The organism is Azospirillum sp. VT-I1 (assembly GCF_055698305.1).
Genome location: NZ_CP168807.1, coordinates 349,046 through 370,829, shown reverse-complemented (window position 1 = coordinate 370,829; position 21,784 = coordinate 349,046). Strand labels below are relative to the sequence as shown.

The window sequence follows — 21,784 nt, the reverse complement described above, 5'->3', positions numbered from 1 at the left end:
CCGACGGCGTCGCGGAAGCGCTTCGCCATGGCTCACGCCTCTTCCCGGGCGGCCATCATCTGCCGGAACCGGTCCAGCCCCAGGTTGGCTGGGTTCGCCCCGGCAAAGGCCTGCCGGGTGCGTTCCCCCACCCCATACGCCTCCACGTCGATCAGGTCGCCGTTGCGGATGGTTTCGACGAAGCACTCCATGGTTTCGTAGAGCGTCGCCCGTTTCTCGAACGGCGCCGCCACCACCACCTGCAATCCCAGCTTCTCGTAATAATCCATGCAGGCCTTCTGGTTCTTGCCGTCGAGCTTGGAGAAGGCCTCGTCGAACACGGCAAGGCCGATCCCTTTTTTCTTCGCCGGATCGCCGGCCGCTTTGCCGTGATAGGCGGCGGCGAGGGCGGTGCCGATGGCGATGTAGAAGGGAACCTGCTGTTCGGCGCCGGATCCGGTGCCCCGCCGGGTTTCCAGATCCACTTCGCGGTTCGTCTTGATGTCCTTCATGATGAGGTTGAAGCTGAAGTAACGGCGGTAATCCTCGAAGTCCGCGACGTCGCGCTTCTCGTCGAGCAATAGCTCCTGCACCGTCTTCAACGCGGTGGCGTGCGGGTGCGCATTGTCGACCTGGCTGTCGAACAGGAGCGCGAACATGGAATCGTCGGCGCGGGAGGCCTCCACCAGTGCGATGATCGCTTGATAAGGCTCCATCGGGTGGGAGACGAAGCGGTAGACTTCGTAATGGAAGTCATGCGCTCGCAACGTCCGGTTCATGTCGTCCAGGGCGGAATGGAGGGCATCGAACCGGCGGCGCAGTTCATAAGCGAAGGAGTGCTGGAAGAAGTTGCGCGAGCGTTCCGCCGCGGCCTGGGCATCTGCCTCGTGCCGCACCAGATCGACCTCCTCGATGCGCTGAATCCCCTGTTCGACCCAGGGTTCCACATCGCGGATGACCTGCGCCCGCTCCCGGGTCAGCTCGCTCTTCAGGCCGAAATCCATGTGGAAGGCCAGATAGCCGTCGAAGATGGCACTCCCTCCCGATTGGATTCGTTGGGCAGCGGCCTCGGCGTTGCGGCGGGCGGCATCCGCGGCGCGGGGGAGGTTTCCCTTCTGCGCCGCCGTCGCGGTGCGATAGGCGGCACGCGACGACGGACGGTCGATCCGGTGGCGCACGGCCCGGAACTGCCGACCCGCAAGGATGACGCTCAGCGTCGACCCCGCAGTGCCTTCACCGCCGCCGAGCTTCAGGCTGATTTCCCCGACGTGATGCTTGGCCCGCTCCGCGGCGCGGATCGCCTCCTTGACCTCCTTGTCGTACAGCCCGATCTGCTGCTGGATGTCCGCCATCCGCGCCTTGAACTCGGGGTTGATGTTCCGCTCCAGCGCGCGGATGTCCTCGGCAAGCGTATCGAGCTTTTCCTTGAGTCGGGTGAAACGGTCCAGTGCGGCAATCAGATCCTGGCCCTTGCCGGCCACGGCCGACAGCAGGGAAAGGCAGGCGGCGGCATTGCGCAGGTCCTTGGCATTGCTCTTCAGCTCCGCCACCTCCCCGATCACCTCCCGCCGGCGTTCCAGGGCCGGCAGTCCGATGCGGCCGGCGCCCGCACCGATTTTATAGGGGCCGGCGACCTCGCGCATTTCAACGGTCAGGCCGTCATCATAGGTGCCGTCCTGCATCACGGCCCGACCGGGGCGATGCAGATCCTCGACCGAATGGGCGAGCCGGACCCCGCCGATGCGGCGGACGACGAACGCCATCGCCACCGGATCGTCCGAGGCGAGCACGCCCGCCAATGTTCCAGGCTCGGGGCGCCCGTCGGACGGCGACAGCTTGCGGCTGTTCACAACGCGGCAGCCCCGCAGCCGGCCGCGGTTGCGCTGAAGATAGCGGATCGCATCCTCGACATGGGCGTCGGCGACTATGATCGCCTCGCGGTCGCGCCCCAGCAGGGCTTCCACGGCATCGCGCCAGCGGCTGTCGACGACCCGCAGCAGGGTGCAGACGATGCGCGGCCGCCAGCCGAAGCTCTCCATCTCGGCCACCAGCCCTTCGACGGTACGGTCGATGACGATGCCGGTTTCCTCGATGGTCTTGATCTGTCGGATCAGCTCCTGCAGTTCCCGCTCCTTGATGCCCTGGGTCTTGGTTTCCTCGTCGGCTGCCTTTTCGCAGGCGTCGATCAGCGGAAGAAGGTGCAGGCGCGGATCGTCGAGGGTGGCGGCCAGTGCCTGCGGATCGTGCGGCCAGGCCGGCACCCGGGCCGATCCGCCCGCTAGACGCATCCGCTCCAGGATCGCGAAGACATCCGCCATTCCGGTTGGCAGAAGCGGGCGGAATTTCAGGGCGTTCGCCCCCTGATTGACCGCCTTCTGGATGGCCTCCAGAGTCCCGGCGGTTTCTCTTAGCTCGGTCTCGGCAATCTTTCTCTCGCCGTCGAGCTGGCGCCGCTGGGCGCTGCCGCTCTGCGCTGCGATGGCATCGCGTAGCGTCTCAAGCTCAGCCTTCAACTCCTCGGTCAGCGTTTCCAGCTGTTGCGTGGTCCGTTGGGCCTCCACCAGATCAGCGAGGCTCCGATCACGCTGACGGCGCAGCTTGCGGTTCTCGGCGAAGGCATGGTCCATCTGGGCGCGCGCAGCGATCCACTGCTCGCGGTCCTGGGCGAGGAGGTCGTCCTTGTAGGCCGCGATGGCGCTGCGCAGGCTGTGCAGCCGGGCCAGCTTGTCCCGCGCCTCCTCCACCTGCTTGCGGAAGAAATGGTAGGTGGCGATGGACTCGCGCAGCTGGCCGATGCGGATCGGGGTGTCTTCGAGAAGGTAGCGGCGCACGAAGTCGGTGGCCGAGGGGATCTGTTCGAAGGAGATGGCGTTGACGAAAGCCTTCAGGAACTGGTCGGTGTTCACGAACCGGCCGCCGGTCGACACGGACTTCATGTAGTCCTGCACGTATTTGCCTGGTTCGTTGCGGTAGGCGAGCAGAGTCCCGCCCGCCTCGCTGCACAGGCGTTCCAGATGCGGGCGGACCACGGCCCATTCGCGCGGCTGTTCGGCACCGTCGGCGGACAGCTCCAGGAAATGGGCGCAATTCAGCTCGATGCCGTCGGCGATGAACTGCACCGGCGGCCGTTCGGAGGCTTCGTTCTGGTTGGCCTCCAAGGCAAGGCCGATCGAGACCGCATGATGCGGCGGCGCGATGTCCCGGAACACGAGATAGATGTAGGTCAGGGCCTGCGGGCGTATCACCTGATCCGGGCTGAGTCGGCCGAGGCAATAGGCGTGGACGGAACGGAGGCCGCGTTTGCGCCCGCTGTCGGTGGCGCTCGCGTTGAGGCGGAGATAGCGCCCGTTGTTGCCGGTGACGACGACCTGGATGAGATCGAGCAGGGTCGATTTGCCGCTGCGGTTCTCGCCGATCACGCCGATGTCGCCGCTCACGTCGATGTCGAGGGCGGGCAGCAGATGCCAGTTGATCATGCCGATGCGGACGAGCTGCTTCACCCTGCCATTCCTTCCTTTTCGTCGCCATCCTGCATCGGCTTGGCCCGTCGCTCCCGGGCAATCGCCCCTTCCGCTTCGATGGCGAAGCGTTCGAGGAGATCGAGAGCGCTTCCGTCCACCAGCAGATGCAGCATCGGGCGGATCTCGATCTCGCGGTCGGCGGCCTCCGGATCCCAGTCGCCGACCCAGACGAGGCCGCGCCGGGCGAATTCGCGCAGGGCATCCTCGAAGCGCGCCGACGTCAGCGCCTCCTTCCGGTTCCGTCCCGCGATGTCGCGATAGCGTTCGAGCACCTCGTTAAGCGTGGTCTTCACAACCGCGCGGGCTTCCGCGGCGCCGCGGTTCGCCGCGTCCTGCCAAGCGAGCGCCAGGACGAGCAGCGCGATGGTCTGTTCCGTCCGCATCTTCGGGAACAGGTCCAACTCGGGGTCGGGTAGCAGGCCGACCCATTGCTCGGTCTCGCTGATCCGCAGCCGATAACCCAGCGCATCGAACAGCGCAGTGAAGTAACCGCGAAAACGCGAGCCCGTGACGACTTCGTAGGCGTGGGTGGCGCCGCGGTCGCCTGCGAACAGGAACTGGCGGCGCAAGAGCTGGTTGGCGACCGACCGGACGTCGTCCACCGCCCGCTCGCCGAAGCGCTCCTCGATGGCGGCCAGATCCTTCAGCATGGTCATGGCATCTCCTGCGGTTGCCCGGCCTGGCCCGTGGCTTCGGCGGCGGTTTTGGAGCGGATCAGGAAGTTCCGGCAGCTGATCCACCCGTCCTCCCGCCGAATGCCCTCGGGGCATGGCAGGATCTCGTAGCGTTGCGCGAATTCCGGAGGCGGCGCGTGGCAGAAGCGGCGGAGCTGTTCGAAGGCGAGGAAATCCTCGACGCCGTCGATGGGTAGCCATCGGGCCTCGCCGGTGTGGCCCGGCGAAACCCGGCGGTCCAGGAAGCGCAGCACGCGGGCCGGCTCCACCACGAACAGATCGTTGTAATCGCGCAGCAGGCGCCGGAAGGCCGCGTGAACCGGATCGGCCTGCTGGCGTCGCACGGCAGCGGCCTCGACCGGCGGCTTGGGAGTGCGGGGCTGGGTCAGCAGATGCGATGCCCAGGGCACAACCTCTGGAAGGACGAAGCCCATCGGCTGCCGGTCGTCGAGCCATTCCGTCATGCCGGCCTCGTCGAGGTCGGTCAGAAGGCGGTCGAGCCGCGCCGCCAGTCCGGTGATCTGCTGGGAATGGCGATGATCGCCGAGTTCGGCATATTTCAGAACGTTGCGCAGCCGTCCTTCGAGCCGCACTCGGTAGACGTTGATCCGTTCATAGGTCTGGTCGACATTGTCGAAGACGTTGCGGATGGTGAAGAGATCCTGATCGAGCTGAAGTCCCGCCTGTTCCCGTGTTGGCGACACCTCTCCCTCGACATAGCCATCGACGATCTGGTCGCGGGCGTTTCCCTCGTCGGCGACGGCATCGACGTAGCCGAGGATCTCCTGCTTGAAGCGGTAGGGATGGTTGGTTTTATAGATGGACTCGAAGTCCTTGAGCACGAGCTTGCCGATGAAGTCCTGCACGAAGGTGGCGAGGCGTTCGTTCAAGCTTTCCGACGCAAGGATGTCCCGTTCGATCGACCGCAGGCTGGACAGCACTGCCCGCAGCTCCCGCGAAAAGCGGACTGCCATCTCCGCCGCCTTGTTCAACCCGACGGCATTGCCGCGGCCATCGACATTGACGGAGGCGAGCGCGTTGCGGATGGTGACGACGACGCCGCGGAACGAGGTGGCCAGCCCCTTCTGGAGCGCCGACAGCCGCTCGGCCAGCAATATCGCCGCAGGCGGCATGTCGACCGTGATCTTGAGGCCGTAGCTTTCCTCCTCCAGCCATCCTGTGTCGAGAAGCCGGCCGTAAGCCCGATAGGCGCGGTCGAGGAGCAGATCCTGCCGCCCGTCCTCCGAACGGGAGCGGCGGATCCGGCGCCCTGTGGTCCGCACGTCGACAACTCCCGACAGATCCTCTCCGTCATCGGTCCAGAGTTCCGGACGGTTGCGGAGCAGGTCATAAATATAGCCAACCACCTCCAAGCGATTGGGAAAGGTCACCGTATCGCTGAAGAAGCGCTCGAACAAGCCAGTCACGAGTTCTGCGTAGAGGTGCCTGTTTGCACGACTGAACAGCAGAAAGGCATCTTCATGGAGTTGGCCGAACAGGTTCACCGCTGCGATCCTGCCGAAAATCTTAAGCTGTTATTCATTATAAGTTTTTTGTGTATTTGGACGGGATAGAAGACGCGATACACGCAATGGCGGCGCATGTCCACATCGTACCGCACTTTTAGGCTGGAATTGAATGAGATTTTATCGACTAGCCTGGGCGTCAATTAACCTTTGGCTGTGCCGCAAATCCTCTACCTTGAAATCTTGACCACCCCCGCGGCGAGGAACAGGCCGAGCGCCGGAGCATAGAGCCAGGGGGTCTGGAGCAGGACTGGCAGGCTTCTCAAAGCGTTTTCACGGGTTATGGCTTCCATCGTGAAGGGACCAAGCTTGAGGTATTCGAGCCAGCCGCCGATGCGGATGGCGCCCTCAGTCACCAGGACGTGGGAGGCGATCATCGGGGCGACGGCAGCCACAGCGACACCGGACGCGCAGAGGATCCAGGGCAGGGTCGGGTCGCCTTCAGTGCGCAGAACGACGGTCATGCCGGCGGCGAGGATGAAGGTGCCCAGCGCGAGGGTGCCGATATTGACATCGAGCCACGCGGCGAGGTCGGCACCGAAGAGAGCGAGGGCGAGGATGCTGGCGGCGAGGACGATGGTGAGGGCCTTCAGGTCGTCGGCGTAGGGCATGGCGGTTCCCTTGTTTGTTTCGGTGACGGCCATGATATGCAACCGGCGCCCTGTTGGCGACGCGACTCCGCGCAAACACCGTTCGTCGCGCCGGCCCCTACATGTTGAGTAAAGGGGAGGAGATCCCTTGTGTGGGAGTGCCCTGGCCTTCCTCCGACAGGTCATAATTCCCCGGCCCGGATAAGCCCTTATTCTATATAGCGCAACCGGAGCGTCGAAGTAGCGTTATGACAAGCCGACCCACCGGGATGTCGGAAGACACGGTCTCACCGTGTTCCCACTTTCCGGACAATCCGCGCACTCTGCAGTGGTGATCCAGTCCTTCAGGAACGATGAGGCGGAGCGAGCTTCGCCAAGTCCAGCTCGCCCTCGGCCCCCCACCCGGCCGTGCCAGCCTTTATCTCAGGTCTGAAGCCTTCGTAGAGCCGGAACGCCCACCGGGCCAGCTCTGCCGCCGGCAGTGACTCCGCCAGCACTGTCATGGCTTGGCGCACGTCATCCAGATCGTCCCCGAACTTGCTGGCCAGGTAACGGTCCACCGCAGCGGGCTTGATCTGCTTTCCCCGACTCACCGCGCGCAGCCCGTCTTCGGTGTGCACGGCCGGGATCGCCCGACCCATGAGGTCGATCGAGATCTCCTCGCCCTGCTGGAGCGCCTTGCGCTTGTCGCTCACCGTCTCTGGGGTCGGCTCATAGATCCCGAGCCGGACGCCTTTGGCATGCGCTGTGAGGCCTGATAGCGCCTTTCCCATGGTGAGCGCCTCGTCGCGGTCGAGGCCCAGCCGTTCTGCGACCACCGCAGCCCACAGCGTCAGCACCGGTGCCCTGTTGATCGTGACCTTGCGATGTGAGGCCGGCATGATCCCATCCTGATGTGGACGCCATCTCCTGAACGGTGCCTCAGGTCGGCGGTTCCTCCGGCTGAAACAGCAGCACCGCCGGCCGATCCCGAGAAAGATCGTTCTCGCTTGCGTACCAGCCGTCCGCGGTCCGGTGCGTGCACGGGTAACCCTGTTTACGGCAGGTGCGGGACCCTGCGCATGACGACCTCGCGGTCCGTCGCGGACACCTCGTGGCGGTCGAGCCACTTGGGGAAGCTTGCAGCGGCCGCACGTATGCGTGCGTAGCACTCGTCGGCCTCCTCGCGGGACAGCCCGAACGCCTCGTGCGCCTCAAGCGCCTTCGACGGGTCCGCCTCGGCCGACTGGTGTCGGGCAGGGCGCAGGACCAAGGCGCGTCGAGCTTGTGGCACCACGTCGAACACCGGCGACAGGCGCCAGCCGTCTGGAGTAGAATCGAGCAAGCACTCCATCGGAGACGCCGTATGACTACAACCCGCTCCCCACTACTATCCACCGGCGCCCTTGACTTGCTGAGCGCTGCTCTGCCCGTGGTGGGCGGGGTGGCTGCCTTCGGTCTGTGCGTGCTTCTCAAGCATCCTTGGATGGTGACATTCTGTTCCGCGGTGCTTGTCATGACTCTTGCCTGGGCCGCACAGCGCACAGCACTCAGACTCGGACGTGGACAGTTCGATCTGCTCGTGTTTCCATTTATTGGCGTTCCACTTGGCATCAGTGTCGGTGGCGCCATTGGGGGACTTTATGGTCAAGCCTACGGCCCCGAACCCGCCGACTTTCGGTTGGCTATGGCCGGGCTCGGCGCGAGCGTCTTTCTCCTCGTCGGCCTGATCGCTGAACTCTGTCAGCATGAGGGCTGGGTGTCGCGCGATACCGCCCGGCGACGCTGCGCGTATGGAACTCTACTCCTCGCTGGCGGCCTCATCACCTTGTCCGTCGTTGCTCCGTTGAGCGTCTGATCATGGCGAGGGGCGGCCTGCTGTTACCTCTGCTGCCCAACTCCCTCATGGCAGAATTCGGCGAGCGTCTCAAAGACTGTGCCCGTGCGGCTGCCGGTGTACTCGCCGACAAAGGTCGTAGGACCGGATCAGGATCTCGGGGGAATCTGGAGCGCTTCGGACAGCCGCCGGATCATCGAAACCGAAAGCGCCCGGCGCCGGTTCAGGACCTCCGACACCCGTCCGCTCGATCCGATAATCGGCTCCAGGTCGGCGCGCGTCATCCCGCGCTGCTCCATCATGAATTCGATCGCCGCGATCGGGTCTGCCGGCGGCATGGGGTGGTGGCGCCGCTCGTAGGCGTCCACCAGCGCCATGAGGATGTCGAGACGGTCGCCCTCCGTTGTGTTGGGCTCGGCATCCCAAAGACGCTCGATCTCGGCAAGCACAGCCCGGAAATCAGTTTCAGTCTTGATCGGGGTTACGTCCATCAAATGCACCTATAGTAGACGGCCCTACGTCGCCGATGAGGCTGTATCGCTGTTGGCTGGCATCGGTGGCGCGACAGTGGCTCTGGGCCTCCAGTCAGCGATTTCCACCGCGGCGTCCCATTCATCAACGGCAGCTTGGAGGTTCATCCAAAAGCGTGGTGTGGTACCAAGCACCAACGCCAAACGCGCCGCCATGGTGGGCTCCACCCTCCTATGACCGTTGACGATTTTGCTGACGTGCTTCCGGCTCAAACTCAGCGCATACGCCAGGGCTGTTACGCTGATAGCGCGTGGCTCCATGTAATGGGCTTTGAGGATCGCTCCGGGCACGGTGGGACGGCGGTTTCGATCAAGCGCAACCATCAGTGATAATCCTCCAAGCCCAGGACTGTGACATCGACCCCATCGAAGGTGAAGGTGATGCGCCAGTTGACCGAGACGCGTATATGTATATGTTTGACCCCTTCGCGGCAGAGCGCGTGAAATGGCTTAGCTACGCAACGCGCGATTTTCTCAGCTCATTCCGTGGCAAAGGAACGCTCGCTTTCCGAAAGCTCAGTTAGAGCACCTAACAAAACGGCGTTTGGACTGTTGAGGGATGTATGGCTTCCCCTCTCGTATCCGACGCCCTTTGGGCGCTGATTGAACCGTTGCTCCCCCCGGAGCCGCCCAAGCCGAAGGGCGGGCGGCCTCGGCTGGACAACCGCGCCGCGCTAACCGGTATCCTTTTCGTGTTGCGCTCGGGCATTCCCTGGGAACTACTGCCGGTGGAGATGGGGTGCGGTTCGGGCATGACCTGTTGGCGCCGGCTGCACGAATGGCAACAAGCCGGCGTCTGGGAGCGGCTGCATCGCATGCTGCTCGATCGGCTTGGCTACGCCAACGCCATCAACTGGGATCGCGCGGCGGTGGACAGCGCCAGCGTTCCAGCAAAAGGGGGGCGAGGAGACCGGGCCGAACCCGACGGACCGCGGCAAGCCTGGCTCCAAGCGCCACATCCTCGTCGATGCCAATGGCATCCCCCTCGCCCTGAGGATTTCGCCGGCCAACCGGCATGACAGCAAATTCCTGGAGGCGTTGGTCGATGCCGTGCCAGCAATTCGCCAATGTGCGGGCCGGCCACGGCGCCGACCGGCCAAGCTGCACGCCGACAAGGGCTACGACTTCGCACACTGCCGGCAGGCGTTGCGCCGGCGGGGGATCGTTCCACGCATCGCCCGGCGTGGCATCGAGAGCAGTGAGCGCCTTGGCCGACACCGATGGGTGGTCGAGCGGACACTCGCTTGGTTTGCCCGGTTCCGCCGCATCGCCGTCCGCTATGAACGGCGCGTCGATATCTTCACCGCCTTCCACCATATCGCCGCGAGCCTCATCTGCTGGCGATTCGTCCAGAGATGGTTCTGTTAGGCGCTCTTAGTGGCGCACCAGCAGGTCCAGTGGAACACGCAGCACAGCGGCGACCTTTGCCATCGTGTTGAGGCCACCGGGCTTGTGAACGTTCTCGATCTCCGACAGGCACGACGGTAGGACACCGGCCGTTTCTGCTAGCTGGTGCACTGTGATGCCCCGGTATTCTCGAAAGACGGTGATAGGGTGGTCGCCGTTGAGAAGGCGTTCAGCGAGTTCGAAGGGGAACGCCTCCGTCTCGCCGGCGGCCAAATGAGCCTTCACGGCATTGGTATCGACGAGGTCCGAGGCATCGGCGACCAGCTCGGTCAAGACCTCGTAGTCGGTCGCGCTTAGAGTGGCGGTGTCGGCTATCTCGGCAATTGGTGAAATGAGGGGGGTGTTCATCATTATACCTCCTTGCAATTGCTGACATCTAGCACCGTGTCAGCAGAGCGTTGCCGGCGATTTGGTAGATAACCCGCCGGTCACCATGGCTGTTTCGCCTCCGCCCGCCGCGGAACGCATCTGAACTCGTATCTTGCTATAGAACCTGAGTATTCTACGATCAGGCGCTTCGCCAAGATACCAAGTCACTTCCGTTATCCAGCAGTCCGACATACCATCAATGCCATCGAACGCGACATGGAAAATTCCGAATAATCGGCACAGCGGAGTAAATCATGCAGGATGCGGATCGCCGAAACGACCTTCGGGAAGTCATCGACCTCTTGCCATTGGGCAAGCGCCAGAAGTCTCTCGCCATGGATAGCATCGACAGCATGTCAGCGGATGAGCAAAATGACATGCTTGCACTCTACGAACAAATGATCAGCCACCTTCCAGCAGCCTTGGAGGCGGTCAAGCGAATACGAGGCATCGATTCAGCAGTTCGAGTGGTCCACCCGTCGCCGTCCGACACTGAGAAGTGACGTGCTACATACTATCCTCCGCTGAAGCCAACAGACAGTTTTCTGTGATTCTTAAGCAAGTTACCAATGGGAAGACGGTAATAATAACCCGGTGCGGGAGCGGGCAGCACAGCTAGAGTCACATGGTTCGTCCACTGCCAATCGCGATGATGGCAGTGTTGCCTGCAAGGCAACATGACGAACGACGCCGCCTTCAGGCCGCCGACATTCGACGATTCGCTACGTCAAATCTGGAACTTAGCTCTCACTCACACCGCTGCCCAATGCGGTCTCCGGAATGAATCGCACAGTTTCAAGAACATCCAAGTTTGTCCGGTACCGGTCCAGCTTATACGCGACGAGCCCTTGTGCGACTGGATTTTGCAGATCCACAATAGCTCTCGGTCCGGATGGTGACCGTCCCGACGCCCCTGGTCGCAGTGTCCGGCGGTAACGTGGCAGCGGCGAAATCGGCAAAACAACATAATGGTCTCGGAGGTGCGGTTGGAATTGGGTGAGCCGGTGGCTCCGGATGCGTCGGCCAATACCTGGGCTCGGAGAACCGCAGAGAAGAACCGGGCGGCGTTGCACTTGGGCTAAGCTCAGCACGCGCCGAAGGCAGCGATGTGAACCGCGCCGGATTTGTCGGAGGTCCCGTTTTTTGAGAGGATGGGGTCATCATGACGAAGCAGGCATCACCCAAATACGCCCCTGAAGTGCGCGAGCGCGCGGTCCGGATGGTGTTCGAGCACGAAGGCGAGCATGCCTCGCAGTGGGCGGCGATCAGCTCGATTGCGGCGAAGATCGGCTGCAATCCCGAGACGCTGCGGAACTGGGTCCGGCAGGCCGAGCGTGACCAGGGCAAGCGACCCGGTCCGACAACGGACGAGCAGGAGCGGATCAAGGCGCTGGAGCGTGAGGTTCGGGAGTTGCGCCAGGCGAACGAGATCCTACGCAAGGCGTCGGCGTATTTCGCCCAGGCGGAGCTCGACCGCCCGTTCAAGAAATGATCGCCTTCATCGACGCGCACCGCGCTGTCCACGGGGTCGAGCCGATCTGTCGAGTGCTGCCGATCGCCCCGTCGACTTACCACGCCCATGCCGCTCGGCGGGCCGATCCGTCCAAGGCGCCGACCCGCTCACGAAGCGACGCGGAGCTGAGTGTTGCTATCCGGCGGGTCTGGGACGCGAACTTCCAGGTTTATGGGGTGAGGAAAGTCTGGCGGCAGTTGCGGCGGGACGGCGTCGATGTGGCCCGCTGCACGGTTGCCCGGTTGATGAAGCTGATGGGCCTGAAGGGGGTGACGCGTGGCAAAGCGGTGCGCACCACGATCAGCGACAAAGCCGCGCCCTGTCCCGCTGACCGGGTGAACCGCCAGTTCCAGGCGCCACGCCCGAATGCCTTGTGGGTGGCGGATTTCACATACGTGTCGACATGGCAGGGCTTCGTCTACGTGGCCTTCGTCATCGACACCTTCGCCCGCCAGATCGTGGGCTGGCGGGTGTCCAGCACAGCCCATACCGGCTTGGTTCTGGACGCGCTCGAACAGGCACTCCACGACCGCCGGCCCGCCAAGAGCAGTGGCCTCATTCATCACTCCGACAGGGGATCGCAATACGTTGCGATCCGCTACACCGAGCGTCTCACCGAAGCTGGGGTCGAGCCCTCCGTCGGCAGCGTTGGCGATTCCTACGATAACGCGTTGGCCGAGACGATCAACGGTCTCTACAAGACCGAGGTGATCCGGCGTCGCGGGCCATGGCGCACCTTGGAGGCTGTCGAGTTCGCCACCCTGGAGTGGGTCGACTGGTTTAACAACCGGCGCCTCCTCGAGCCCATCGGCAACATTCCTCCCGCCGAGGCCGAGGCGCGCTACTATGCTCAAACCGAGGACGTCGCCATGGCGGCGTGACTCAACACAAATGGCCTCCAACAAACTCGGGGCGGTTCAATGCGGTCGACGGCCAAGACGTTTGACGATGAACCGGTTCGCCGGAATGACGGGGACGGTCACTGACGCAGCGGTGCGCATCCCGGTCAGCCGCAGGTACTCCGCCAAGGACAGACCGTGCCACCGGGCTTGCGAGAGCCAGCGATCGCGCTCGGCCAAAGTGGGCTTGATCGCTGCCAAACGGTGAATGACCCGGCGCATGGGCGATCGGAGCATTCATGCTCTCCCTTCAAACCATGGTCGAACTCTGGCGCACCCATGAATAACCCCGTCCTGCCAACGGAGCCACGGGCTTGGTCGTAGCGCCTCACTCCACTGCACGGACGGTCGCAAGCAGGCTTTCAGGGGCACCAAGAGCCGCCAGTTTGGCCACCCACGCCAAGTGGAGTTCACGCCATTCGCGTTCACCGTTGCCGTCCATCCAAGTGATCAGATGCCAATTGTATTTGTGCCCGATCCGCTGCAACAACTGTCCAACCTCATACCCGTCCCAAGCCGGCCGGTCGCTGTGCTTCAGCCACGCCAGCGTTTGATCCCATGCGGCCTGAAACTGTTCCGTCACAAGCATACCGATCTAAGCCTCCTGTACGGGCAAGCGGGACTGTCCGGCGATTGACACACGCAGAAACCGTTTACCCGACCTTATTTTCCGGATTCTGGAGATAAGCCGAAACTTGAGCCTATGGTCAAGTGCCGTGCCCGAAAGGACAGTTCGGGTTATGGTGCGAGACCTGAAGCAACTCCTTGGCGCGCGGCTGCGCGCCCGCCGCCTAGCCCTCAATCTGACCCAGGAGCAGGTCGCCGAGGCTATCGCTCGAACCGTTGAGACTGTGTCAAACCTTGAACGCGGCAAAGCCTTCCCCGGCCTGGATACGTTGGAGCAGCTGGGTCGAGTGCTCGACCTACCACTCGGCAACTTGTTCGAAGAGGTAGGCACGACGGCTATGTCGTCCCGGCGTGCAGAACTGCGCGCCCGGCTACTCGCCCTTGCCGACGGGCTCGCCGACACTGACCTGGAAATCGCAGTGCGACAGGTGGAAGCTTTATCGGAAGGGCGACTGCGGCGGGCATGAGACTCCGCAATGACCGTGGGTCGGCGCGCGGCTCCGACGCCGATCAGCATGTGAGTGCGTTGGTAACAATCGAAACTCTGGAGCCCTGGCCGCGTGCTGTTTCACAACAAGCGGCGATCAGCAGGGTACGGAAGCGGATCATCTCCGCCAACGTGTGCTGGATGCGCTCAGGAGCGCGGGGTTCCTCGATGGACGTTGGTGCAGAAATCAGCATTTGGGCGGATTTCGCCCTATCCCACGGTGTTCAGGTGGCGCGACGGGACACCGGCATGCCGAAGCCGGTCATGATGTTGATCACCTTGCAGGCGACCTTGGCCTCGGTCTCCTGTCGGGGCAGAGTCCGGGCGTGGAGGCTGCGACCGATCAGCGTCTTGTAGCGCAGCATCGCGACTTCCCCGAGGGAGCGGCGGCCGTAATCGACCGCGCGCTGCCAACCAGCCCGGCCGCGCTCCTTGATCATCCGGATGTGCCGGTCGCGTTGGGTTGGAGCGGTTTCGGTCGTGTCGCTCGGCATGGCGGAAGAGCGGGGTGGGATGACCACTGCGGCGTCGGGCGTGTGGCCCATGACGGCCTGGTAGATTGGCTCGCCATCGTAGGCGCCGTCCGCCAGCACCGTGCCGATCGGGCGGGCGATCTGGTCGAGCAGCGGACCGAGCAGGGAGGCATCCCCCTCCTCGTTGGACGTCAACGCCGATGCCAGGATCTCACCGGTGTCCGGATCGACCGCCAAATGCAGTTTGCGCCAACTCCGGCGCGCGTGGCCACCGTGCTTTTCCAGATGCCACTCGCCCCGGCCGAACACCTTCAGCCCCGTGGAGTCGATGACCACGGTGACCGGTCCGTCCGTCCTGACCAGCGCCGACGCGACCTCCAGATCGGCGCTGCGGCGGGAGAAGGTCGTGTGATCCGGGACCGGCAGGTCCAGGCCGAGCAGGCGCACGAGCGAGTCCAGTAATCCCTCGGTCTGGCGCCACGGCCGACCGAACGCCAAGCGCAGCATCAACCCGGCCTAAATGGCGATATCGGAGTAGAGCGATGGCCGGCCACGCCACCCCGTGGCGGCCGGCGTCCAGGCGGCGATCGCTTCCGGCGACACCCAAATCGTCAGGTCTCCTCTCCGCCGAAGCGCCGCATCGTAAGCCGCCCAGTTCTCAACCCGATAGCGGACCTTCGGGATCTTGTGACGTCGGCTCTCGTTGGCTTTGTATGGCATCCGGGGCTCGGCTTTAGCAGGGCCGACTTCCTTACCCAGCAAGCCATTTCCCGCCACCTGCCAACCGATTTTCGCACCAACGTCAACGGACATGACAATAAGGGCGACTCGGAGTCGCGTTCTGGAGGGCGCCGTAGCGAGCAATGGGCTGCCGCAATCCCATCTCAGCCCGACAGAAAACCTATAAGCGCTTCTGATGAATTTTTTACAACCTTAAGTTCTTCGCGCGGGCAATACAGGATTTCTAAAAAATTCCTTGAGAATGCAGCGCTACTGAGAAGGTGAGACAATCAATTCGTTAATAAATTAGATTTTACTTAAATTAAGATTTATCAGCATTAACAAGTTGTTGGCAAGTATAGTTAATTATTTTTTAACCATAGAAACAATCAAAAGTTAACCATTTACATTAACCTGCACTTGTCAAATTCCTCTTGACCTCTCAAGGAAGATAGCCTACATTCGGACCATACTTTACAGTCAGCAGATTTTTGCGTCCGAGGAGCTTGAATCCTACGGGTGCTTTGTGCTACCTATGTTGATGTTGGGGTTCGGAAACGAAAAACGCCCTCGGCTGCAACCGAGAGCGTTCCGTTGAAGAACCAACCTTTGGCGCCGGCCCACCCAAGGGCGCGGAGATCAAAGGCGGCATTGTCATGGTGGTAACTGATCGTGACCTTAAGCTGTCTGCGAGTTCCACGCAACAGGGCCTTTTTCCTAAGCAAAAAGGACTCCTCTATCGTGAAAACGCGTCTCAGCCGGGCCACGAAGGCCCTTATCGTCAAGTTGGCGTTGGCCAACCCGACCCTCTGCCAGCACCAGATTGCCGCCCTCGCAGGCGTCAACCAGGGGCGGGTCAATGAGGTGCTGCGGGGCCGCCCGCGTCGCCGTAACTCCATCCGCATGACGGCGGCGGTCGCCGCCCTCATCAAGAAGATGGCCCAGGACAACCCCTCCCTGCACCAGCACCAGATTGCCGCCCTCGTGGGGGTCAATCAGGGGCGGGTCAGCGAAGTGCTGCGGGGCAAGCGGTTCGCCCACGTCCCGCCCGCGATCTGACCTCAGACCGTGACGAAGTGGTACTGGCGGCGGTAAGCCGCCAGTACCACAGAAAAGCGAAGGCCGCCTTTGGGCGGCCTTCTGCATTTTTCCCCGGTCAGGCGACTCGCATCCGGGGCTCGGCTTTAGCAGGGCCGACTTCCTTACCCGGCAAGCCATTTCCCGCCAACTGCCAACCGATTTTCGCACCAACGTCCCGCAGGGCGCAGGAGATCGCCGACGCCGTCACCCAGCAGGACGAGGCGACGCGCGAGATCGCCCGCAACATCCAGGAGACCGCCGGTGCGGTGCGGCCGGCGCGGTCAGCGCCGCGATTTCCGAGGTTGCCCAGGCCGCCGAGCAGGCCGGAATGGTTGCGGAAGGCATGTTTTCCTCCGCACAATCGTTTGGGAGTGAGACCGAGCGGCTGGAAGGTGCGGCGCACAGCTTCTCCCAGGCGCTACGCGCGTGATTTCCGGAGGCTCCGGGGACAAGAAGGCCGGTATGACTGACATCGTCAGTGAAGAGGGGGCAACACGGCGTTGTCACGGGATCGGTTGGCTGCGCGCCTGGAGGTGCTCGTCCAGCGCCGGCGCGATAAGGCTGCAGCCCGCAAGCTGATGCGTAAACTGCTGAAGAAGCACGGTTTCCCACCCACCCAGCTTACTACCGACAAGCTTTGGTCCTACGGAGCCGCCTTTCGCGAACTCGGTCTGATCGCCCACCATGAACAAGGGCGGCGAACAAACAACCGCACCGCGCACCGCCAGCCAGGCGTCGAGGGCACGCAGCGTGCACACGGCCGGATCGGTAGAGGCTCAGATCGCAACGGCATCGCCACGGCCGCGCTGGTTAGTCTTGGAGCGGCGCACCGTCACCTCGACGCCGCGGTCGGGAAGGCGGGCGACGTCGCTGACGCGCAGCGCCACCAACTCGCTGCGCCGAAGGGCTGCGCCGTAGCCGATCAGCAGCATGGCGCGGTTGCGGCTCCCCAGTGGCCCGTCCGGCTGCACGGCGAGCAGACGCGGCAGGGTGTCGAGCAGGATGGGAGTGGCTTGGCGCACCGTGCGGTCGGCCTGGCCGCGGGCAAGGCTGTCGAGCACCAGAGCGAAGCGCAGGTGCTTGAGGTCGACCGGCACGCCGGCAAGGCGGTGCGCGGTGGCGATGGCGGCGAGGTGGACGCGCAGGGTCGGCACGGTGCGGGTCTCGGCGGCCCTGACCAGGTAGAGGCCGATGATCTCAGCGTCGCCGGTCAGCGGGGCGAAGCCGAGGCGCTCGCACCAGGCCGTGTACTGGGCCCAGGCGGAGCGGTAGGCACGCAGGGTGCCCTCACCACGGGCGCGGGTGACCGAGCTTCAGGACAACCTCACAAACCAGCCGCCTGGGTGAGATTGATGCGGAAGCGGTCGCGGCGGCGCTGATAGCGCCGGGTCATTTCGGCCGACGCATGACCAAGATGCCGTTGGACGAAACGCTCCTCCGCCTCGGCGGCGGTGGCCAGCCCGGCGCGCAGCGAGTGACCGGCGAAGCAGCGGCGACGCTCGCCCTCCGGCAGGTCACCGCGAATGCCGGCGGCAAGAGCCGTCGCTTGCACCAGACGGGCGACATGCTTGTCGGACAGCCGGTCGGTCAAGGTCTGGTTCCCGTCGCGGGCGATGCGGCGGAACAGCGGCCCATGGGCGATGCGGCCCAACTCCATCCAGTTCTTCAGCGCCGCCACCGGGCAACTCAGCGGGGCGGTGCCCGGTCCGACCTCGACCTCGCGCCAGCCGGTCTTGCCGCGCACATGCAGCACCAGCCCACCCTCCAGCACCTCGACCCAGCCGCGGCCGTCGGCGGTCTCCTCGGCGCCATGGTCAAGGCCAACGATCTCGCTGCGCCGCAGCCCGCCGGCGAAGCCGAGCAGCAGGATGGCGCGGTCGCGCACGCCACGCAGGTCGCCGGCCAGACAGCCGAGCATGCGCAGCAGATCGGCGGCGAGCAGTGCCTCTTTTGGGACGGGCGGTCGGCCGTGGCTGCGGCGAATGCCGGCCAGCACCTCCTTGATGTGCCGGTCGCCGCGGTCAAGCGGACAGCCTCGTTGACGGAAAGTCCAGGCCAGGCCGGACAGCCGGCGCTCGACCGTCGCCGCAGAGCGCGAGCGCCGGCCCGCTGCTGAGGCCTCGGAGGCGAGGTCGGCGAGGTAGAGGCCGATCGCCTGCGGGTCGGGCGGCAGCGGGGAAACGCCGCGGCGCAGACACCAGGCGCTGTAGTGGCGCCAGTCGGCAGCGTAGGCGCGCTGCGTGTTCTCGGCCTTGGCGTTGCGGGCATAAGCGCGGGCCTTGTCGGCCAGCTTGGACAGGTGGTCGAGCGCCTGATCCTGGGAAAAGGCGGGGGCGGGAACAGTGTCCTGGGCCATGTCGGGCGGGCATCCGAGAGGGCAAATGTGGGTCTTCTCAATAAGCTTAACTCGCGAAATGTTGATATCCAAATGCTTAGCCCGGCAGCAATATTGTTAACCGGATACCAATAACGCAAACTGAAGCACGAGCCTGACCTCAATAAGGTTAACCGGAGCGCACGCCAATGTCGACCGACCGCTCCGGAGGGCGACTGCGGTTTCTGGACCAGTCAGATACGGAAGCGGCTCAGCAGCGTGCGCGGCTTGATGCTGTGACCCGGTTGGCGGGACTGACACAGCGAACCCGCCAGGATGTCGAACGGGAAGCTGCGGCACTCGGCATCAGTGCGGTGACCCTGTACAAGCTGCTGGGTCGGTACATGGACAATCCAAAGCCAGAATCCGTCCTGGAATTGCGCCGAGGCTGGACCAAGGGCCGGTCCCGGCTGAACACCCCGACAACGGACATCATCTCAGCGGCTATCGACGACACCTATCTGACGCGCGAGAAGCCGCCGGTCTCCAAGCTGGTACGGGAGATCAACGGTCGTCTGCGACGGGCCGGTCTGAAAGAGGTCATGGCAACGACGGTTCAGCGGCGTGTGAAGAGCTTGCCGGCCGATCTTGTTCTCAAACGGCGTGAGGGGTCCAAAGCGGCCCGTGACGAGTTCGGGCCGCACACCTGCCGGTACGAGGTCGAGCATCCCCTCGACGTGATCCAGATCGATCACACGCTGGCCGATGTCATCGTCCTCGACGACATCCATCGTCAACCTATCGGCCGGCCGTGGCTGACCTTGGCCATCGACCTCCGAACCCGGATGGTCTTCGGCTTCCACGCCTCGCTGCGCCCCCCGTGCGAATGCAGCGTCGCCTACGCCCTCGAACAGGGCATTCGGGCAAAGGCGGCTTGGCTCGCGGCCCGCGGCATCACGACACCCTGGCCGGTTTCCGGGGTGCCGCGCGCCCTGCATCTCGACAACGCGCGGGAGTTCAAGGCTCGCGGCTTTCTCTGGGGATGCCGGCGGCATGGGATCGAAACGGTGCCCCGCCCCGTCAAGGTTCCGCACGTCGGCGGCCACATTGAGCGACTGATTGGCCGCCTGATGGGCGAGGTGCATCTGCTGCCCGGCACCACCTTCTCCGACCCCCGGCAGCGCGGCGAGTATGACGCTGAAGGCCGGGCGCGCATCACCCAGTCGGAGTTCGAGCGGTGGTTGGCGCTGCAGATCGTCGGAATCTACCACGCCAGCGATCATCGCCAGCTCCTGCGCCCTCCTGTGGCCGTATGGAACGAGGCCATCGCCGCCCTCCCGGCCCATCGGCGGCGGGACCCCCAGCAAGCGACGATCCGTTGCTGCTGGACTTCCTGCCGTTCCGCACCCCGACCGTCGATGGGCAGACCATCCAGCTGTTCAACCTCGTCTACCACGATCCCATCCTGAAGCATTGGCAGGTCCGCCGCGAGAAGCCGATCGTCCGCTATGACAAGCGGGACATGAGCCAGGTCTGGGTGTTCGACGACGCGGCGGACCACTACTGGCCAATAGGCCTGCGGGATCCGGTTCCCGGACGGATATCGTTCTGGGAACACCAGCAGGCCCGACAGGCGCTCCGGGCCCAGGGCTACCGCGAGGTCGACCAGAAGTTGGTCTACGAGACCATCCTGGAGTGTCGGGCGTTGGTCGCCGAGGGGGACCGGCGGACCAAGCAGGCGCGCCGGGGGCTGCAATCCACGCTCGAAGCCTTCCGATCCCTCGACCTGATCGACGTGCCCTCACCGGCCGCCCTCCCGCCCCCCACCCCGCCGATGCTTCTCCTGCCGCCACCCGAGCCAAGCGCAGAAGTCGCCCTTCCCCTCCAGGGGGCGGGCAGGACGGCTTTGCACCACGGTCTGCTCCACCCCGACCAAGTCCTGCCGATCTCGCCGACGAGGTTGAAGAATGGTGACCCCTACGGATTTGAGCCACCTGGGTCCGGCCCAGCAAGAAATCGCCGGCCGCTCCGACGAGGAACGCATGCGCTACATCCTGTCGGATCGCTGGGTGCCCTACCGGGTCGCCCAGTTGGTGGAGGAGCGGTTCCGCTTCCTCATCGACTTTCCCAAACGCTCCCGCATGCCGTGCCTGCTGGTCAGCGGCGATCCCGGCATGGGCAAGAGCCTGATGGCCGAGAAGTTCATTCGCGATTATCCAGTCTCATTCAATGAAGGAACCGGAGCGACGATCCGACCGGCTCTGCACATCGAGATGCCGGACGAGCCGACCCCGCAGGCGATCCGGGAGGAGTTGCTCGGAGCGCTCGGGGCGCCGGCGGGCAAGTCGGACAACCGCACCGTCGCCCGCCTGGTGGAGAGCGTCGGCTGCCGCCTGCTGTTCATCGACGAGGTCAACAAGATCGGCGACGTCGGCCCCAAGCAGCAGACCCTTTGCCTCACCGCGCTCCGCACGCTGCACAACAGTCTGAAGATCCCGCTCGTGGCGCTCGGCACCCCCGGCGCGGACATCGCCATTCGTCTGGACCCGGCCCTGGCCGAGCGGTTCGAGGTGCTGGGATTGCCGCATTGGGGAAGCAATGAGGATCTGCGCGATCTGCTGCTGCGCGTCTCGGCGGTGCTGCCGCTCCGCCGGCCATCGGAGATGGGCACTCCACGGTTCCGCCGTCTTCTCATCGATGCCACGTCGGGTGTGACGAGCCGCATCTTCCGGCTGCTGGAGACGGTCGCCATCGCCGCGATCCGCACCGGCCAGGAGCGGATTGACGAAGACAGCCTGTCCGACGACAAGCTGCTCTTGCCTCTCGTGTCCATGGTGCGGAACCGCCGTCCCAAAGCCATGGCCTAGACCATGGCGGTGTCTCCCCTGCCGGTGGTGCCGCGCCCGCTGCCCGAGGAATACCTCACCGCATGGTTCGGACGGGTGGCCGGCGTCTACAGCATGACGTCTCTGGAATTGCTCGATCATATCGCCAAGCAAGCGGGAGGGCGGAGTCTCTCCGATGCCCTGTCCCACCATCCCAATCCTGACTCGCTGGCGGTCCTGTCACGATCACTCGGCCTGCCTGCGCAAACCCTGGTCGGGTTGACAGTGCCGCGCCTGCGTCCCTTGTGGGGCAGAACCTTCCGCACCGCCTGTACCGTTGGATCGCCGTTCCTCCATTGTCCCGCGTGCCTGGCCGGCGACGAAGCGGCTGGCCGTCCTCACCATCTGCGGGTCGACTGGACCTGTGCCCTGGC

Annotated in this window: 21 protein-coding genes, 4 pseudogenes and 1 other annotated feature; of the genes and pseudogenes, 10 read left to right on the top strand and 15 right to left on the bottom strand. The window is 64.1% G+C overall.

What is annotated here, in order from left to right; all coding sequences use genetic code 11:
• Nucleotides 1–32: 32 nt before the first annotated feature.
• The 6 genes from AB8P05_RS32805 to AB8P05_RS32780 all read right to left on the bottom strand — a co-directional run bounded on the left by AB8P05_RS32805 (nt 33) and on the right by AB8P05_RS32780 (nt 7,563).
• A complete protein-coding gene (locus AB8P05_RS32805; protein WP_472762084.1) occupies nt 33–3,479 on the bottom strand; it encodes an SbcC/MukB-like Walker B domain-containing protein in 3,447 nt (1,148 codons plus the stop codon).
• Nucleotides 3,476–4,156, bottom strand: coding sequence for a DUF4194 domain-containing protein (locus AB8P05_RS32800; protein WP_472762083.1), 681 nt, complete (start codon nt 4,154–4,156; stop codon nt 3,476–3,478). Before AB8P05_RS32800 ends, AB8P05_RS32805 begins: the two co-directional genes overlap by 4 nt.
• Entirely contained in the window at nt 4,153–5,679 is a 1,527-nt protein-coding gene (locus tag AB8P05_RS32795; RefSeq protein WP_472762082.1) for a Wadjet anti-phage system protein JetA family protein, read from the bottom strand. The genes AB8P05_RS32800 and AB8P05_RS32795 overlap by 4 nt, the downstream gene beginning before the upstream one ends.
• A 191-nt stretch (nt 5,680–5,870) precedes the next feature.
• Nucleotides 5,871–6,344: a hypothetical protein gene (locus AB8P05_RS32790; protein WP_472762081.1), complete on the bottom strand. Its 474-nt coding sequence runs from the start codon at nt 6,342–6,344 to the stop codon at nt 5,871–5,873.
• Nucleotides 6,345–6,634: 290 nt separating this feature from the next.
• Nucleotides 6,635–7,171: a hypothetical protein gene (locus AB8P05_RS32785; RefSeq protein WP_472762080.1), complete on the bottom strand. Its 537-nt coding sequence runs from the start codon at nt 7,169–7,171 to the stop codon at nt 6,635–6,637.
• Nucleotides 7,172–7,326: 155 nt separating this feature from the next.
• On the bottom strand, nt 7,327–7,563 hold the full coding sequence (locus tag AB8P05_RS32780) for a hypothetical protein (RefSeq protein WP_472762079.1): 237 nt from the start codon (nt 7,561–7,563) through the stop codon (nt 7,327–7,329).
• Nucleotides 7,564–7,635: 72 nt separating this feature from the next.
• Between AB8P05_RS32780 and AB8P05_RS32775 the strand changes: the two genes are divergently transcribed.
• On the top strand, nt 7,636–8,127 hold the full coding sequence (locus AB8P05_RS32775) for a hypothetical protein (protein ID WP_472762078.1): 492 nt from the start codon (nt 7,636–7,638) through the stop codon (nt 8,125–8,127).
• A gap of 128 nt (nt 8,128–8,255) precedes the next feature.
• On the opposite strand, the gene AB8P05_RS32770 is transcribed toward AB8P05_RS32775, so the two are convergent.
• Both AB8P05_RS32770 and AB8P05_RS32765 read right to left on the bottom strand, forming a co-directional pair.
• On the bottom strand, nt 8,256–8,597 hold the full coding sequence (locus tag AB8P05_RS32770) for a helix-turn-helix domain-containing protein (RefSeq protein ID WP_472762077.1): 342 nt from the start codon (nt 8,595–8,597) through the stop codon (nt 8,256–8,258).
• Nucleotides 8,598–8,621: 24 nt separating this feature from the next.
• Complete coding sequence (locus AB8P05_RS32765) at nt 8,622–8,897, bottom strand: HigA family addiction module antitoxin (protein ID WP_472762278.1); 276 nt, start codon at nt 8,895–8,897, stop codon at nt 8,622–8,624.
• A 302-nt stretch (nt 8,898–9,199) separates the two neighbouring features.
• Between AB8P05_RS32765 and AB8P05_RS32760 the strand changes: the two genes are divergently transcribed.
• A protein-coding gene (locus AB8P05_RS32760; RefSeq protein ID WP_472762076.1) for an IS5 family transposase occupies nt 9,200–10,004 on the top strand; the annotation gives its coding sequence in 2 pieces (ribosomal slippage) (nt 9,200–9,531 and nt 9,530–10,004; 807 coding nt in all).
• A gap of 6 nt (nt 10,005–10,010) precedes the next feature.
• Here the strand turns inward: AB8P05_RS32760 and AB8P05_RS32755 are convergent.
• Nucleotides 10,011–10,394: a helix-turn-helix domain-containing protein gene (locus AB8P05_RS32755; RefSeq protein ID WP_472762075.1), complete on the bottom strand. Its 384-nt coding sequence runs from the start codon at nt 10,392–10,394 to the stop codon at nt 10,011–10,013.
• 272 nt (nt 10,395–10,666) lie between these two features.
• On the opposite strand from AB8P05_RS32755, the gene AB8P05_RS32750 reads away from it, so the two are divergent.
• On the top strand, nt 10,667–10,915 hold the full coding sequence (locus AB8P05_RS32750) for a hypothetical protein (RefSeq protein ID WP_472762074.1): 249 nt from the start codon (nt 10,667–10,669) through the stop codon (nt 10,913–10,915).
• A 659-nt stretch (nt 10,916–11,574) separates the two neighbouring features.
• A protein-coding gene (locus tag AB8P05_RS32745) for an IS3 family transposase (RefSeq protein WP_472762073.1) occupies nt 11,575–12,806 on the top strand; the annotation gives its coding sequence in 2 pieces (ribosomal slippage) (nt 11,575–11,869 and nt 11,869–12,806; 1,233 coding nt in all).
• Nucleotides 11,859–11,975, top strand: a sequence feature (AL1L pseudoknot). It overlaps the preceding gene by 117 nt.
• Nucleotides 12,807–12,842: 36 nt before the next feature.
• Here AB8P05_RS32745 and AB8P05_RS32740 read toward each other — a convergent pair.
• Complete coding sequence (locus AB8P05_RS32740; RefSeq protein ID WP_472762072.1) at nt 12,843–13,061, bottom strand: hypothetical protein; 219 nt, start codon at nt 13,059–13,061, stop codon at nt 12,843–12,845.
• A 91-nt stretch (nt 13,062–13,152) separates the two neighbouring features.
• Nucleotides 13,153–13,413 carry a hypothetical protein gene (locus AB8P05_RS32735; RefSeq protein ID WP_472762071.1) on the bottom strand — a complete coding sequence of 87 codons (261 nt, stop codon included), beginning with the start codon at nt 13,411–13,413 and terminating at the stop codon, nt 13,153–13,155.
• Nucleotides 13,414–13,564: 151 nt separating this feature from the next.
• On the opposite strand from AB8P05_RS32735, the gene AB8P05_RS32730 reads away from it, so the two are divergent.
• Nucleotides 13,565–13,918 carry a helix-turn-helix transcriptional regulator gene (locus tag AB8P05_RS32730; protein WP_472762070.1) on the top strand — a complete coding sequence of 118 codons (354 nt, stop codon included), beginning with the start codon at nt 13,565–13,567 and terminating at the stop codon, nt 13,916–13,918.
• A gap of 244 nt (nt 13,919–14,162) precedes the next feature.
• Here the strand turns inward: AB8P05_RS32730 and AB8P05_RS32725 are convergent.
• Nucleotides 14,163–15,131 (bottom strand): annotated as a pseudogene (locus AB8P05_RS32725) (IS5 family transposase).
• Between the two features lie 741 nt (nt 15,132–15,872).
• On the opposite strand from AB8P05_RS32725, the gene AB8P05_RS32720 reads away from it, so the two are divergent.
• Nucleotides 15,873–16,190 carry a hypothetical protein gene (locus tag AB8P05_RS32720; protein WP_472762069.1) on the top strand — a complete coding sequence of 106 codons (318 nt, stop codon included), beginning with the start codon at nt 15,873–15,875 and terminating at the stop codon, nt 16,188–16,190.
• 97 nt (nt 16,191–16,287) lie between these two features.
• Here AB8P05_RS32720 and AB8P05_RS32715 read toward each other — a convergent pair whose 3' ends face one another.
• On the bottom strand, nt 16,288–16,614 hold the full coding sequence (locus tag AB8P05_RS32715) for a hypothetical protein (protein ID WP_472762068.1): 327 nt from the start codon (nt 16,612–16,614) through the stop codon (nt 16,288–16,290).
• 175 nt (nt 16,615–16,789) lie between these two features.
• Between AB8P05_RS32715 and AB8P05_RS32710 the strand changes: the two are divergent.
• Nucleotides 16,790–16,867 (top strand): annotated as a pseudogene (locus tag AB8P05_RS32710) (IS6 family transposase); the annotation flags it as partial.
• Nucleotides 16,868–16,987: 120 nt separating this feature from the next.
• Here AB8P05_RS32710 and AB8P05_RS32705 read toward each other — a convergent pair.
• Both AB8P05_RS32705 and AB8P05_RS32700 read right to left on the bottom strand, forming a co-directional pair.
• Nucleotides 16,988–17,365, bottom strand: coding sequence for a site-specific integrase (locus tag AB8P05_RS32705; RefSeq protein WP_472762281.1), 378 nt, complete (start codon nt 17,363–17,365; stop codon nt 16,988–16,990).
• A gap of 170 nt (nt 17,366–17,535) precedes the next feature.
• Complete coding sequence (locus tag AB8P05_RS32700) at nt 17,536–18,567, bottom strand: tyrosine-type recombinase/integrase (RefSeq protein WP_472762067.1); 1,032 nt, start codon at nt 18,565–18,567, stop codon at nt 17,536–17,538.
• Between the two features lie 1,270 nt (nt 18,568–19,837).
• Here AB8P05_RS32700 and AB8P05_RS32695 point away from each other — a divergent pair.
• From AB8P05_RS32695 to AB8P05_RS32685, 3 genes and pseudogenes are all read left to right on the top strand, one after another.
• Nucleotides 19,838–20,014, top strand: a pseudogene (locus AB8P05_RS32695) (hypothetical protein); the annotation flags it as partial.
• A gap of 553 nt (nt 20,015–20,567) precedes the next feature.
• Nucleotides 20,568–21,392 (top strand): TniB family NTP-binding protein, encoded by an 825-nt coding sequence (locus AB8P05_RS32690; protein WP_472762066.1) that lies wholly within the window; start codon nt 20,568–20,570, stop codon nt 21,390–21,392.
• A gap of 3 nt (nt 21,393–21,395) precedes the next feature.
• Nucleotides 21,396–21,755: pseudogene (locus tag AB8P05_RS32685) on the top strand (TniQ family protein); the annotation flags it as partial.
• Between the last annotated feature and the right edge of the window lie 29 nt (nt 21,756–21,784).

Excerpts from the sequence above, each read along its gene's own strand:
- AB8P05_RS32800 (WP_472762083.1), bottom strand. The coding sequence starts at position 4,156 with ATGACCATGCTGAAGGATCTGGCCGCCATCGAGGAGCGCTTCGGCGAG.
- AB8P05_RS32790 (WP_472762081.1), bottom strand. The coding sequence starts at position 6,344 with ATGGCCGTCACCGAAACAAACAAGGGAACCGCCATGCCCTACGCCGAC.
- AB8P05_RS32785 (WP_472762080.1), bottom strand. The coding sequence starts at position 7,171 with ATGCCGGCCTCACATCGCAAGGTCACGATCAACAGGGCACCGGTGCTG.
- AB8P05_RS32775 (WP_472762078.1), top strand. The coding sequence starts at position 7,636 with ATGACTACAACCCGCTCCCCACTACTATCCACCGGCGCCCTTGACTTG.
- AB8P05_RS32770 (WP_472762077.1), bottom strand. The coding sequence starts at position 8,597 with ATGGACGTAACCCCGATCAAGACTGAAACTGATTTCCGGGCTGTGCTT.
- AB8P05_RS32765 (WP_472762278.1), bottom strand. The coding sequence starts at position 8,897 with ATGGAGCCACGCGCTATCAGCGTAACAGCCCTGGCGTATGCGCTGAGT.
- AB8P05_RS32755 (WP_472762075.1), bottom strand. The coding sequence starts at position 10,394 with ATGATGAACACCCCCCTCATTTCACCAATTGCCGAGATAGCCGACACC.
- AB8P05_RS32750 (WP_472762074.1), top strand. The coding sequence starts at position 10,667 with ATGCAGGATGCGGATCGCCGAAACGACCTTCGGGAAGTCATCGACCTC.
- AB8P05_RS32740 (WP_472762072.1), bottom strand. The coding sequence starts at position 13,061 with ATGCTCCGATCGCCCATGCGCCGGGTCATTCACCGTTTGGCAGCGATC.
- AB8P05_RS32735 (WP_472762071.1), bottom strand. The coding sequence starts at position 13,413 with ATGCTTGTGACGGAACAGTTTCAGGCCGCATGGGATCAAACGCTGGCG.
- AB8P05_RS32730 (WP_472762070.1), top strand. The coding sequence starts at position 13,565 with ATGGTGCGAGACCTGAAGCAACTCCTTGGCGCGCGGCTGCGCGCCCGC.
- AB8P05_RS32700 (WP_472762067.1), bottom strand. The coding sequence starts at position 18,567 with ATGGCCCAGGACACTGTTCCCGCCCCCGCCTTTTCCCAGGATCAGGCG.
- AB8P05_RS32690 (WP_472762066.1), top strand. The coding sequence starts at position 20,568 with ATGCGCTACATCCTGTCGGATCGCTGGGTGCCCTACCGGGTCGCCCAG.